Here is a 13,758-nt window from a genome sequence, read left to right as displayed (position 1 = left end):
TATTTTCTGAATATTTTATTCAAAAATGGAATTTTACAAATCTTATAAAACCCCGTTGAACCCTATAAAAAGTATAATTTAAAATTAAGATTATGTTCGTAGGTCATTATGCAGCAGCGTTTGCATTAAAAGGAAAAGAAAAAGATGCTTCACTTGGAATGCTTTTTATTGCTGTACAGTTTGTGGATATTTTATTTTTCCCTTTTGCTTTAGTGGGAATCGAAAATTTGAAGTTTGTAAAAGGTTTTACAGCCGTTAATAGTTTTTATATGGATTATTATCCTTTTACACATGGGCTTTTAGGTTCTTTACTATGGGCAATAGTATTTTATCTGTTGTATTTTTTTGTTTTTGCAAAGGAAAAATTGAATAAAAAGCGTATTGCATTTATAATGGCATTGGCGGTTCTATCCCATTGGTTTTTAGATTTGATTGTTCACACACCTGATTTGCCATTGATAAATGGAGAACCAAAATTTGGCTTGGGATTGTGGAGTAATAAATTTTTAACCTATTTTTCTGAAGCTTTTTTATTGGTTTTAGGCTTGTTTTATTACCTCAAAAAAACAAAATCAACTTCAAAATTAGGTAGCTATGTGTCTATTGTTTTTGTATTATTTTTACTGCTGATAAATTACTTAAATATATTTGTATTGCCTGCAAATGAAGATTTAAAATCTTTAACTGTTTCAGCGTTGTTTAGTTACGCCCTATTTGCATTAATAGCTTATTTTGTTGATAAAAAGAGAGTGTAAAATGGTTAAGCATTATCTCCACCACACAATGAAAATTTTATAGATTTTTCCGTTGGGTTGTTTCATCCAACACAATGGAGATGTTTTACTTAGCATAAAAACTTCAATAGCTTGTTCAAACTTCTCAAAAGAAAGCCAATTTACGTATGTTTGAGTTTCTTGCAACCAATTTACTTTTGTTGGCATGTGAAATTTACATTCTGAAAATTGTGAAAGTTCTTGAAAATAGATGTAAAAACCTTTAATACAGTTGTTATTTATTAATTTAAATGTATTATTTTTTAGTTGATAAGGAATAAATAGTTGTGCTTTAAAATATACCAATTGTTTTATTTCTTTTACGTAAATTTTAAGTTTTTCTAAAGTTGGTTTTGTTTGAGGTTTCAAAAGAAGCGGTAATTGTTTTTCTTTTAGTTTTGTTAGTTTCTTTACTAGGCTATCTTTCCTGTTTGGACCAATCCAATGCTCTAATTCGGTTAAGCCAACGGTTTTATCATATAAATAAAACTTATAAACTATTTCAAGGTGAATAGGTTGTTCCTGTTGTTTTAAAAGGCAATCAATTTCTCCAATAGTTGTATTGCCATCTTGTATTTGAATGTTTTCTTTTAAAATTGTAATAGCTTTATACTGGTTTAGTTCGTTGCTAACAAAACGTTCCACTCGTTTACCTAGGCGTAATTTTTTTTGAATATTTCCTTCAAAAACAGACACCTTTTTTTTGAAGAGTTTTAACTGTTCTAAGTTGAAAACATTCTCAGATTCCCATAATAAAGGAGTTTGTAAAAACCCTTCATATTGTAATTGTATTTCTTTAGAATTTAAATCCATTGAACCTACAAGTTAAAAAATAAATTAAAACACTTTATATATAGGTAGTTTTAAGTGTGCAGTTTCGTAATGAGGAGAATTTTTATAAATAAAATTTAATTGTGCTTGCACATTTTTTGCGAAATCCTCATCGTTCAATATTTTTAGATCCAATGCTTTTTGAACTGATGGATTTTCAATCAGAAATTGTTCAGCAATATCTTCAAAAACATAAGGAGAATACCCTTCTTTTTGTTGAAGTATTGTATCAAAAAAATTCCAATTAAAAAAAGAGTCAGTAGCTGCTGATTCCAAAGTTTCTATCATATAGCGAATACCATTTTGGTTTGTAGGAATATAAACATCACCCTTGTTAAATTGCACCTGTTTTTTGGTGGTTATTGTTGTTGTGTTGTAGTGAGGATAATGGCCTTCGTAGGCAGTTTTACGAGTTTTATAATTTTTTATAAGTTGTTCACTTACTGAAATTACAGTATCTTTTTTAAAACGAGTATATTTAATGTTATTATTGTTTAAACGCTCTAAAACTCTCCACCAACCATTTTTTAAAATATATGCTTTTGGTATTTTAATTTTAGTTGAAGCTATAAACTGATTGTAATATTTTACGGGTTTTGTATATGGTTTTGTTTGGTTATAAAATAAACGTTTGCCTGTAGTAACTTTACTATTGATATAACTTGATTCATATCCCTTAAATTGAAAAGTTTCAAAAGTGCTTTTATCTACTTCATATGAGATAGGATACATTTCTTTTTCTAAAATTTTGGCAGTAGCATTTTTTCTGAGTTTTTTTATTTTACTACCATTTTTAAGAGTAAAATCTATCAAAGTTTCCATTAAAGCATAGGTTTGTTCTACACGTTGTTTATATGGTTTTAACATATGTGTTTCAATCATCATTCCTAAAGTGTTGAATAAAGTAGTATAACCAGTTGAATATCTCGGTGAATCAAAAAACTGACTAAAACCTTTTTTGGGTGTGCTTCCCCAAACATTTACATATGGTGTTATAATAATACCTTTTTTTAATAAGGAAGCTTCAATTTTGGGTCTCATTTTTTGTTCAATAAAAGTACCTAAATCATTGCCTAGTTTGTTGTGTTGTGTAAATAAATGTGTAATGGCGTATTGGTAATCGGCTCCATTACTTACATGATTATCTATAAAAATATCAGGGTTAACTTTATGAAAAATTTCAGCGAAAGATTTGGCGTTTTTGGTATCGGCTTTTATAAAATCTCTGTTTAAATCAAAATTCCGTGCATTTCCTCTAAAACCATATACTTTTGGTCCATTTTGATTTGTACGTGTAGTGCTATTTCTGTTTAGTGAACCACCTACGTTATAAATGGGAATAATTGCTAAAATTATGTTTTTCAATCGTTTTATTTTATCAGGGTTTTGAACAATATCTCTAAGTAAAAGCATTGTTGCATCAATACCATCAGATTCTCCAGGGTGGATTCCATTATTGATTAAGATACTATTTTTTTGTTGAAGTTTGTTAAAATCAAACTCTTTGGAGGAGCTAAAAATTACTAGATGCAAAGGGTAGCCACTATCTGTAGTTCCAATTTCTTGGATTGAAATTTCCGGGTATGAATTTGCTAACTTTTTGTAATATGCAATAGTTTCAAAATAAGTTGCTGTTTCTGTTCCATTTGATTTTTCAAATGTAGTTATAAAATCATTTTTTTTTGATGGAGATGGATTAGCACAAGAAAGCAGAAGCACTAAAATAAGGAAACCAATTTTTTTCATAAACTAAAAATTAGTTGGTAGTAACACTTTTAGGAACAAAGTCTTTAACATTTCCACCATTTCTTAAAATGTCACGTACTATACTTGAACTTATATATGATGTTTCTGCAGAAGTTAGTAAAAAGACAGTTTCAATGGTTGACATTTTTCTATTGGTTTGTGCTATTGCTTTTTCAAATTCAAAATCTGCAGGATTTCGTAATCCTCTTAAAATGAAATCAACATCTAATTTTTTGCAAAACTCAGTAGTTAAACCTGAATATGTTTCAACTTTAATTTTTGGTTCATTCTTATAATTTTCTTTGATAAAAAATATACGTTTTTCAAGAGAAAACATATATTTTTTATCTGCATTGATACCAATTGCAATAATAATTTCATCAAATAATGGCAATGCTCTGTTAATAATATCAACATGGCCTAGGGTAATTGGATCAAATGATCCTGGGAAAATTGCTCTTCTCATACTTAATTATTTAAAGCCATTTCAATGGCGTTATGAAAAAGTTCTTCTAAACTAATACCTGCCGCAGCAGCTTGTTGCGGAATTAAACTTGCATCTGTTAAACCGGGAACTGTATTTATTTCTAAAAAATAAGGTTCGTTATTTACTAAAATGTATTCTGCACGGGAAAAACCACTCATATTTAATATTTTATAAACTTGAGATGCTGTTTTTTTTAATTTTTTATGTATTTCATCTGAAATTCTTGCAGGTGTAATTTCTTCACTTTTCCCTAAATATTTTGCTTCGTAATCAAAAAAATCATTTTCGGTTACAATTTCGGTCATTGGTAATACTTTAATTTCCCCTTTGAAATTTAAAACACCAATAGTAATTTCAGGACCATCCAAAAATTCTTCAATTAAAATTTGTGTATCTTCTTTAAATGCTTTTTCAATGGCAGGTGTTATTTCTTCAGTTGTTTTAGGCTTAGAAATTCCAAAACTAGAGCCAGCATTGTTAGGTTTTACAAAACAAGGTAGACCAACTTTGGAAACGATTTCATGGATGTTAATTTCATCACCTTTATCAATATAATACGAAGTTGCCGTTTTAATTCCATATTGTTTTACCACGCTTAAACAATCACGCTTGTTAAAAGTTAAAGCCATTTGGTAAAATGGAGCAGATGTATGTTTTAAACCAATTAACTTAAAATAGGCTAAAAGAGTTCCATCTTCACCAGGATGCCCATGAATAGCATTAAAAACACAATCAAAGCTTATTTTTTTACGATTAATTTCAGCGGTGAAATCGTGTTTGTTTATAGGGAATTCCTGATTGTTATCATCAACTAATACCCATTTGTTTTTGAGTATATGAACCTTGTATGTATTGTAGATTTCTTTTGAAATGTTTTCATAAACAACGGTACCACTCTTCAATGAAATATTAGCTTCTGAAGAATAACCGCCCATTATTATGGCAATATTTTTTTTCATTTTATGTTTATAACTTGTAATTACAAACTTACATAAAATCTATTTAGGTTCTAGAAAATGTTGGTACAGGATTATTAAAACATAAAAAAACCTCCGAAAGACTAAAAGCTCTTTCGGAGGTTGTATTCTCTTAGTAGTATTGGATATATTAGTTTTCTGTTAGGTTTACATTTTCAAACATAAGGTGTAAAAAGCCATGTCCAGTTCCTGATACGGGAGACATATTTCCTTCTAAATCTAATGGAGGTATAATAATATGAGTTTCAATATTGTTAGGAGATTTATCAGTTGAATCAATATCTGTAGATGTAGATAATTTTAAGTCTGAGCTTCTTGATCTTGAAGACACCATGATATGAACTAGTCTATTAGGTGCAATTACATTTCCATTTCCATCCTTTAAATCTGCAATACCCCATAAAGTAATATAAGAGGTTAATTTTGGCATTAAGTTGGTTCCAATTCCTGTATTTCCATGCATAACTTTATCAAGTCCAACACCTCCAAAATAAGGGTGGTCTCCACTACCATTGGTTTTATGTATTATTTGAATATCATCAATTATAAACATTTCACCGTTTGGTCTTTGATATTTAATAGCAACATTTTTTATTAAATCTTCAGAGTTTTCTGAATCTTCTTCAGAATTATCAATAACATTAAAAGAGTATGAACCAGCTCCAAAAGCAACTTTATTTGAAAAAGGAGTAGGGTTCATTGCTTCGTTTATTACTGCAGGTCCAGGTAATATTTCATATACTTTTTTCCAATCTCTTGTTTCTTTTGTGAGCTCTACATTTTCCCACATCATATGAATAAAACCGTGATCAGTTCCTGGAACAGGGGAAAAATTCCCGTCCATATCTTGCGGTATAAGAATTACATGTGTTTGAGACATCCAAGTATCGTGGTCAGATTTATCTAACACAACTTCTGGAATCATTTCTAAATTAGAGTTTCTAACATTTGAGGCGGTCATAATGTGAATAATTCTATTAGAAGCAACTACTTCACCAGTTGAGGCATCTTTGAGGTCAACAAGTCCCCAAAGTGTAATGTATGCAAGCATTTTAGGCATTAATGCTGTGCCAATTCCAGTATCTCCGTGCATCATTTTATTTAAACCTACACCTCCAAAAAAGGAATGATCTCCAGCACCTTCAGGTTTATGAATGATATTAATTTGGTCAATTTTAAATTTTTTTCCATCGTTTGCAGTAAATGTTATATTAACAAATTTTACAGCATCGGTAGATGTTGTAGCATCTACATCAACAATATCATCTACTTCTATTTCATAAGCACCTTCAGTACTTTGAATATTGTTAGAAAAGGGAGTTGGACTCATTGCTGGGTTAATAACTGCAGGTCCTGGTAAAACTTCATATATAGCACCAGTTGTAGAACTTTTGCTTCCTCTAAATAAAGTCATGTCAGTATAGTTGGCGGTACTATTTACCGATTTTGATTGAAATTGAGGAATTAAAGTTGAATTGTCATTTGAGCAAGCCATTAAAGTTGCTAATACTCCAATAGTTAGTAGGTTAACAGCAACATAATTACGTTTGTTTTTCATGTAAATTTGAGTTTTAGATATTTAGTTAATCCTTGTTTGAGTCGCTCAAATAAATGAATACTTACAAAAAAATGGTTTTTATATTTCATCTCAATTTGCTATTAATTTAAGGAATCTCTTATTTTATGAGTATTTTTAATTTTTTTGAATGAATAATTTGTAATCTTAAGCAATTATTTACGTTTTTGTAAGTTGATTATTATAAAGTATCTTTGCTGAAAATCTTAAAAAAAGAAAATGAGTCTATTTCAATTTTTAAAATCTAAACTATTTTTAAAGCAACTAGTGATTGCAGTTTTGAGTATAGCTGTGTTAATTTTTGTGATGATGAAATGGTTAACGATGATAACAAATCACAACCAAAAAATTGAAGTACCCAATTTAGAGAAAATGAGTTTGGAGAAGGTTGAAACTAAGTTGCAAGAACTCGATTTAAATTATGTAGTTGTTGATTCTGCAAGTTATAATCCTAATTACCCTAAAAAATCAGTTATTGAACAGAGCCCTAGTGTAGGTGATTTTGTAAAAGAAAATAGAAAAATATACTTAACCTTAAATCCATCAGGATATGCAAATGTTGAAATTCCAGATTTATATGGAAAAACAAAAAGGCAGGCAACATCACAATTATTAGCAATTGGATTTAAAATTAGCCCAAAAGCAATGTATGTTTCAGACATAGCTAAAGATGTAATTAGAGGATTAAGATTTAAAGGGAAAGAATTAAAGGCTGGAGATAAAATACCTAAAAACTCAGTAATCAATTTAAAATTAGGTGATGGTAGAGGTACAGGGAGATATATACAAAATATGAAGAGAGAAAATTAATGAATACTGAAGAACCACAACAAGAAGAATTTTATGAGCACTTTAGATATGTTGCAAATGATGGGCAAGAACCATTGCGTGTTGACAAATTTTTAATGAATTTTATTGAAAATACAACTAGAAATAAAATTCAACTAGCAGCAAAAGCAGGGAATGTTTTGGTAAATGAGATTCCTGTAAAATCTAATTATAAAGTAAAACCAAAAGATATAGTACGTGTTGTTTTGGCACATCCGCCTCATGAAAATTTATTAGTTGCAGAAAATATTCCATTAGATATTTTATTTGAAGATGACCAAGTATTGGTAGTTAATAAACCTGCCGGAATGGTTGTACATCCCGGTCATGGTAATTACTCTGGTACATTGGTAAATGGATTGATTTATCATATTGAAAATTTACCTAATAATTCTAATGAACGCCCTGGTTTAGTTCATAGAATTGATAAAGATACCAGTGGTTTGTTAGTGATTGCAAAAACAGAATATGCTATGGCTCATTTGTCAAAACAATTTTTTGACAGAACTACGGAAAGATTGTACTACGCATTAGTTTGGGGAAGTATTGATGAAGACGAAGGAACTATTGAAGGAAATATAGGAAGAAGTTTAAAAAATAGGTTGCAAATGAGTGTTTTTCCAAATGGTGAATTTGGAAAACATGCAGTAACACATTATAAAGTTTTAGAACGTTTTAGTTATGTTACGTTAGTGCAATGCAAATTAGAGACAGGAAGAACTCATCAAATTAGAGCTCATTTTAAACATATTGGTCATACTTTATTTAATGATGAGCGCTATGGAGGAAATGAAATTTTAAAAGGAACAACTTTCACAAAATACAAGCAGTTTGTTGATAATTGCTTTAAAATTTTGCCACGACAAGCATTACACGCAAAAACACTAGGATTTGAGCATCCAATAACTAAAAAATTTATACAATTTAATTCTGAAATTCCAGAAGATATGAGGCAATGCATTGAAAAATGGAGGAATTATACTATAAATCAAAAAGATTAATATGAAAGAGTTTGATGTTGATAATTGGTATCGTAAATCGCAATATCAATTTTTTAAAACGTATAAAGACCCCTTTTTTAATATTACTTCAAATTTAGATGTTACAAACCTGTATAACTATTGTAAGAAAAATCAATTATCATTTTCATTAGCCTGTATATTTATAGCCGTAAAATGTGTAAACCAAATTGAAGAATTCAAATTAAGAATTTACAATAATAAAGTTGTTAAATTTGATGAAATTAATATTGGCTCTACAGTTTTAAATGATGATAATACCTTCTCCTTTTGTTATTTTAACGCTGAAAAATCTCTAGAAATATTTGTTGAAAGAGGGAAAAAAGTAATTGAAAATCACCAAAAAGGAATAGATTTTAATCCCGCATTAAATGCTTTAGATTTAGTACATTGTTCAACATTACCATGGATATCATTTACCGGATTTAAGCATGCAAGGAAAGGAGATGAAGGGGAAAAAGGAATTCCGAAATTAGTTTTTGGGAAATTTTTTAAGGATGGAGATAGAAAAAAAATAGCTTTTTCTGTTGAAGTTCACCATGCTCTAATGGATGGTTATCATGTTGCGTTACTTCTAGAAAAAATGGAAAACTACATTCAAAACTTATAATAGAGTTTTGTTATTGTAAAATAATTTTAAAGTATTTAAATTGTGTAAATATTTTAATAAATAATTTTAATTTTATCGTGTAAATTAAATTTAAAATGAAAATAGTAATATCTCCTGCCAAATCACTTGATTTTCAAACAAAAGTTCCAACAGCTAAATTCACACAAGGAATTTTTTTAAATGAAGCTGAAAAATTAAATAAAGTTTTGAAAAAAGAATCTCCTAAAGAGCTATCAGAGTTAATGAAAATATCTCCAAAACTAGCAGAATTAAACTGGGAGCGAAATCAAAATTGGCAATTGCCATTTTCATTGGAAAATGCCAAACAAGCGGTATTTGCATTTAAAGGAGATGTATATTTAGGATTAGATGCGTATTCTCTTTTGCCAGAACAAATAATACAACTTCAAAATAAATTAAGAATTTTATCAGGTCAATATGGTTTACTAAAACCTTTAGATTTGATACAGCCCTATCGTTTAGAAATGGGAACAAAATTAAAAGTTGGGGAAACAGAAAGTTTATATCAATTTTGGGGTGAAACAATAACCAATGCTTTAAATAAAGAATTAGTTGATGATGAGGTATTTGTAAATTTAGCAAGTAACGAATATTTTAAGGTTGTAAAACCTAAGCTGTTAAAAGTACCAGTTGTTACACCCATTTTTAAAGATTATAAAAATGAAAAATTAAAAATAATTAGTTTTTTTGCTAAAAAAGCGAGAGGATTAATGGTTCGTTATATTATAGATTATAATATTGAGAAGACAGAAGATTTAAAAGGTTTCAATTATGAAGGTTATGCTTTTGATGCTAATTTATCTTCAGAAAGTGAATTAGTTTTTACACGATAATTTGTAAATATTACCTTTTAGAAATATAAAAACCTGCTTTTCACAGGTTTTTTTGTTAGTAAGAATGTTATTTTTTTAATATTTAGATTCTTGTCCTAGTTCTTTCACTAATAAATAGTAAACAATAGCTCTGTATTTGTTTCTGTTAGATTTCCCCATTTTTTCCATAACTGTGTCAATAGCATTATCTAATTTTACGCCATCTGAAAGTCCTAATTTTTTAATTAGAAAATTATTTTTTACAGTTCCTAATTCTTTAGCATCCGATCCAGATACAGTTTCAGCATCTTTTTTATATATAGAAGGTCCTAATCCTTTAGTAACTTTAGCAAATAAATCAGCATCAAAGCTAATTCCTAAGTCTTTCATTGCACCTTGATAAAGTGCTATTTTTTCATCAAATTTACTCATGAGTAACGAATTTTTTTATTAATAAATATGTTTATATATTCAAATATAAAGAATATTAATAGTAGCAGGAAATTTATTTTAACAATCTGATATATTTACACTTACTGCCAAGCCCCCTTTTGAAGTTTCTTTGTATTTCGCATTCATATCTTTTGCAGTTTGCCACATAGTAGAAATTACATTATCTAAAGGCACTTTTGCATGTTGAATATCAGATTCTAAAGCTAATTCAGCTGCGTTTATAGCTTTAATTGCCCCCATAGCATTACGCTCAATACAGGGTATTTGTACCAAACCTCCAATGGGATCACAAGTTAACCCTAAATGATGCTCCATTGCAATTTCACTAGCCATTAAAACCTGTTCAGGTGTGCCACCTAAAAGTTCAGTTAAAGCTCCTGCAGCCATTGCAGATGAAACTCCAATTTCTGCTTGGCAGCCTCCCATAGCTGCAGAAATAGTAGCACCTTTCTTAAAAATACTTCCTATTTCTCCTGCAACTAACAAAAATTGCTTAATGTGTTTAAAACTTGCTTTATGATTTTCTATAACAAGATAATACATTAATACGGCAGGAATTACACCGGCACTTCCATTAGTTGGAGCAGTAACAACCCTTCCCAATGAAGCATTTACCTCGTTAACACTTAAGGCAAAACAGCTTACCCATTTTAAAATTTGCCGAAATTTAACTTGTGTATTTCTAATAGTTTTTATCCATTCAGATGAACAATTGTATACGGAATTACCTATTAATTTTTTATGAATATCAAATGCTCTTCGTCTAACATTCAATCCGCCAGGTAGTGAACCTTCTGTATGGCAGCCAGTGTACATACTTTCTAACATTACATTCCATATCCGTTTTATTTCACAATTAATCTCAGATTCTGTTCTTAATGATTTTTCATTTTCTAATACAATTTCTGAAATTTTTAATTGTTCTTTTTTACAATAAACTTCCAGTTCTTTAGCTGTTTGTATAGGAAATGGAAATGTTTGGAGAATTTTAATGTTTTCTTTTGAGTGAATTAAAGCTGAACGAACAACAAAACCTCCTCCTATTGAATAGTAGGTGTCAGATGATATTTTAACATTTTTTTTAAATCCTGTAAAAGTTATACCATTTGGATGAAAGGGTAAAAATTCTTCATTAAATATAATGTCAGTATCAGGATTGAAATCAATACTATTCAATTTTCCAAAATCAATTTTTTTAGTTTTTTTAATATAACTTATAATAGAATTTATTTCGTCAGTTTTAATGTATTCAGGATCATATCCTGATAACCCTAATAATATCGCCAAATCAGATGCATGCCCTTTTCCAGTCAACGACAAAGAACCATACAAATCTACTTTAACAGTGGTGATATTATTAAAAAGATTTACTTTTTTTAAATGATTAATCCACCTTTCAGCAGCTCTCCATGGTCCCAAAGTATGGGAACTAGAGGGGCCAATTCCAATTTTAAGCATATCAAAAACAGAAATACATTCCATTAGTTAGTTTTTGTGTTTTAAGTGTGTAAATATATACTTTTGAATTAGATGATAAATGCCAAATTAATAAGTTTATTACTATATAAGTATTTTTTTATGACAAACTACTTGGTGAATCTTATACATTGTGACAACTTGACATATTTTTTTTAATGGCATAATCATTGAATAATTGATACTGTTAAATAAAAAATAAAAAATAAAATTAAAAATATATTATTATGAGTAAAATTATAGGAATTGATTTAGGAACAACCAACTCTTGTGTTTCTGTAATGGAAGGAAATGAGCCAGTGGTAATTCCTAATGCAGAAGGTAAAAGAACTACACCATCAATTGTTGCATTTATTGAAGGTGGAGAAAGAAAAGTTGGTGATCCAGCAAAACGTCAAGCTGTTACCAATCCTTTAAAAACGATTTATTCAATAAAACGTTTTATGGGAAATAAATATTCTGAGTCTAAAATGGAAGCAGATAGAGTTCCATATAAAGTAGTTAAAGGAGATAATGATACTCCACGTGTAGATATTGATGGAAGATTATATACGCCTCAAGAAATTTCAGCTATGGTTCTTCAAAAAATGAAAAAAACAGCTGAAGATTATTTAGGAACAACTGTTAGCGAAGCGGTAATAACAGTACCAGCATATTTTAATGATGCACAGCGTCAAGCAACTAAAGAAGCAGGTGAAATTGCTGGATTAAAAGTGAGTCGTATAATAAACGAACCTACTGCAGCTGCATTAGCTTACGGGATTGATAAGAAAGGAAAAGATGAAAAAATAGCCGTTTACGATTTAGGTGGTGGTACTTTTGATATTTCAATATTAGAAGTTGGAGATGGTGTTTTTGAAGTGCTTTCTACTAATGGAGATACGCATTTAGGTGGAGATGATTTTGATCAAGTGATTATTGATTGGTTAGCAGACGAATTTAATAAAGAAGAAAATATAGATTTACGTAAAGATCCAATGGCTTTACAACGTTTAAAAGAAGCTGCTGAAAAAGCAAAGATTGAACTATCGTCAGCTACTAAAACAGAAGTTAACTTACCTTATGTTACTGCAACAGCAAGTGGGCCAAAACACTTAGTTAGAACTTTAACAAGAGCAAAATTTGAACAATTATCAGATAGTTTGGTTAAACGTTCTATGGCACCAGTTGAAAAAGCATTGAAAGATGCAGGACTTACTACTGCCGATATTGATGAAGTTATTTTAGTTGGAGGTTCAACACGTATTCCAATTATTCAAGAGGATGTGAAAAAATATTTTGGAAAAGAACCTCATAAAGGTGTAAATCCAGATGAAGTTGTAGCAATTGGAGCAGCAATTCAAGGAGGAGTTTTAACAGGTGATGTAAAAGATGTATTGTTGTTAGATGTTACTCCACTTTCATTAGGTATTGAAACTATGGGTGGTGTTATGACCAAATTGATTGATGCAAATACAACTATACCTACAAAAAAATCTCAGGTATTTTCAACTGCGGTAGATAATCAGCCATCAGTAGAAATTCACGTATTACAAGGTGATCGTGCTATGGCAGCAGATAATAAAACAATTGGTAAATTTCATTTAGATGGAATTCCACCAGCACAAAGAGGTGTTCCTCAAATTGAAGTTACTTTTGATATTGATGCTAATGGTATTATTAAGGTATCTGCGTCAGATAAAGCAACTGGGAAATCTCAAGAAATTAGAATTGAGGCTTCATCAGGTTTAACTGAGGAAGAAATTAAAAAAATGAAGGCTGATGCTGAGGCAAATGCTGAAGCTGATAAAAAAGCAAAAGAAATTGCTGATAAAATTAATGGAGCAGACTCTATGATTTTTCAAACAGAAAAACAATTAAAAGAGTTTGGTGATAAATTATCAGCTGATAAAAAAGATCCAATTGAAGCTGCGCTTACTGAGTTGAAAAAAGCTCATGAAAGTAAAGATGTTGCACAAATTGATGCTGCAATGGAAAAAATTAATGAAGCTTGGAAATCAGCTAGTGAAGAAATGTATAAAGCTGAACAAGAAGCACAAACTCAAGGAGCTCCTGCAGGTGATGCTGGTAGTACAGAATCAAAAGATGAAGGTGATAATGTTGAAGATGTAGATTTTGAAGAAGTAAAAGAAGAATAAACTTCTTTTTT

General features: G+C 29.8%; 13 protein-coding genes. 6 read left to right on the top strand and 7 right to left on the bottom strand.

Translation table 11 applies throughout. The annotated features are described in order from the left end of the window. Window positions 1–92 precede the first annotated feature (92 nt). Entirely contained in the window at window positions 93–755 is a 663-nt protein-coding gene (locus tag Lupro_RS04620) for a metal-dependent hydrolase (RefSeq protein WP_068206710.1), read from the top strand. Between the two features lie 12 nt (window positions 756–767). On the opposite strand, the gene Lupro_RS04615 is transcribed toward Lupro_RS04620, so the two are convergent. The 5 genes from Lupro_RS04615 to Lupro_RS04595 form a co-directional block, all read right to left on the bottom strand. Beyond that, window positions 768–1,586 (bottom strand): DUF1853 family protein, encoded by an 819-nt coding sequence (locus tag Lupro_RS04615; RefSeq protein ID WP_068206708.1) that lies wholly within the window; start codon window positions 1,584–1,586, stop codon window positions 768–770. A gap of 24 nt (window positions 1,587–1,610) precedes the next feature. Continuing rightward, window positions 1,611–3,350: a M14 family zinc carboxypeptidase gene (locus Lupro_RS04610; protein ID WP_068206706.1), complete on the bottom strand. Its 1,740-nt coding sequence runs from the start codon at window positions 3,348–3,350 to the stop codon at window positions 1,611–1,613. Window positions 3,351–3,360: 10 nt separating this feature from the next. Beyond that, window positions 3,361–3,816, bottom strand: coding sequence for a pantetheine-phosphate adenylyltransferase (gene coaD / locus Lupro_RS04605; protein ID WP_068206704.1), 456 nt, complete (start codon window positions 3,814–3,816; stop codon window positions 3,361–3,363). A gap of 2 nt (window positions 3,817–3,818) precedes the next feature. After that, window positions 3,819–4,796, bottom strand: a complete 978-nt coding sequence (locus Lupro_RS04600) for a D-alanine--D-alanine ligase (protein WP_068206702.1) — start codon at window positions 4,794–4,796, stop codon at window positions 3,819–3,821. A 148-nt stretch (window positions 4,797–4,944) separates the two neighbouring features. Beyond that, on the bottom strand, window positions 4,945–6,372 hold the full coding sequence (locus tag Lupro_RS04595) for a hypothetical protein (protein ID WP_068206700.1): 1,428 nt from the start codon (window positions 6,370–6,372) through the stop codon (window positions 4,945–4,947). Between the two features lie 237 nt (window positions 6,373–6,609). Between Lupro_RS04595 and Lupro_RS04590 the strand changes: the two genes are divergently transcribed. The 4 genes from Lupro_RS04590 to yaaA all read left to right on the top strand — a co-directional run bounded on the left by Lupro_RS04590 (window position 6,610) and on the right by yaaA (window position 9,701). Then, window positions 6,610–7,200 (top strand): PASTA domain-containing protein, encoded by a 591-nt coding sequence (locus Lupro_RS04590; protein ID WP_068206698.1) that lies wholly within the window; start codon window positions 6,610–6,612, stop codon window positions 7,198–7,200. Continuing rightward, window positions 7,200–8,219: an RluA family pseudouridine synthase gene (locus Lupro_RS04585; RefSeq protein WP_068206696.1), complete on the top strand. Its 1,020-nt coding sequence runs from the start codon at window positions 7,200–7,202 to the stop codon at window positions 8,217–8,219. The genes Lupro_RS04590 and Lupro_RS04585 overlap by 1 nt, the downstream gene beginning before the upstream one ends. 1 nt (window position 8,220) lies before the next feature. Then, on the top strand, window positions 8,221–8,847 hold the full coding sequence (locus tag Lupro_RS04580; protein WP_068206694.1) for a CatA-like O-acetyltransferase: 627 nt from the start codon (window positions 8,221–8,223) through the stop codon (window positions 8,845–8,847). A 95-nt stretch (window positions 8,848–8,942) separates the two neighbouring features. Beyond that, window positions 8,943–9,701: a peroxide stress protein YaaA gene (yaaA, locus tag Lupro_RS04575; protein WP_068206692.1), complete on the top strand. Its 759-nt coding sequence runs from the start codon at window positions 8,943–8,945 to the stop codon at window positions 9,699–9,701. A gap of 75 nt (window positions 9,702–9,776) precedes the next feature. Here yaaA and Lupro_RS04570 read toward each other — a convergent pair whose 3' ends face one another. Both Lupro_RS04570 and Lupro_RS04565 read right to left on the bottom strand, forming a co-directional pair. Then, window positions 9,777–10,112 carry a DUF2853 family protein gene (locus tag Lupro_RS04570; RefSeq protein ID WP_068206690.1) on the bottom strand — a complete coding sequence of 112 codons (336 nt, stop codon included), beginning with the start codon at window positions 10,110–10,112 and terminating at the stop codon, window positions 9,777–9,779. A gap of 78 nt (window positions 10,113–10,190) precedes the next feature. Then, window positions 10,191–11,615, bottom strand: coding sequence for an L-serine ammonia-lyase (locus tag Lupro_RS04565; RefSeq protein WP_068206688.1), 1,425 nt, complete (start codon window positions 11,613–11,615; stop codon window positions 10,191–10,193). A gap of 221 nt (window positions 11,616–11,836) precedes the next feature. On the opposite strand from Lupro_RS04565, the gene dnaK reads away from it, so the two are divergent. Next, the gene (gene dnaK, locus Lupro_RS04560) at window positions 11,837–13,747 is read left to right on the top strand and encodes a molecular chaperone DnaK (RefSeq protein WP_068206687.1); all 1,911 of its coding nucleotides are present in this window, start codon (window positions 11,837–11,839) and stop codon (window positions 13,745–13,747) included. Window positions 13,748–13,758 lie beyond the last annotated feature (11 nt).

Source organism: Lutibacter profundi (genome assembly GCF_001543325.1).
GTDB lineage: Bacteria > Bacteroidota > Bacteroidia > Flavobacteriales > Flavobacteriaceae > Lutibacter > Lutibacter profundi.
Note: the sequence above shows the minus strand (reverse complement) of the source record. Positions and strands in the feature narration are given on the sequence as shown.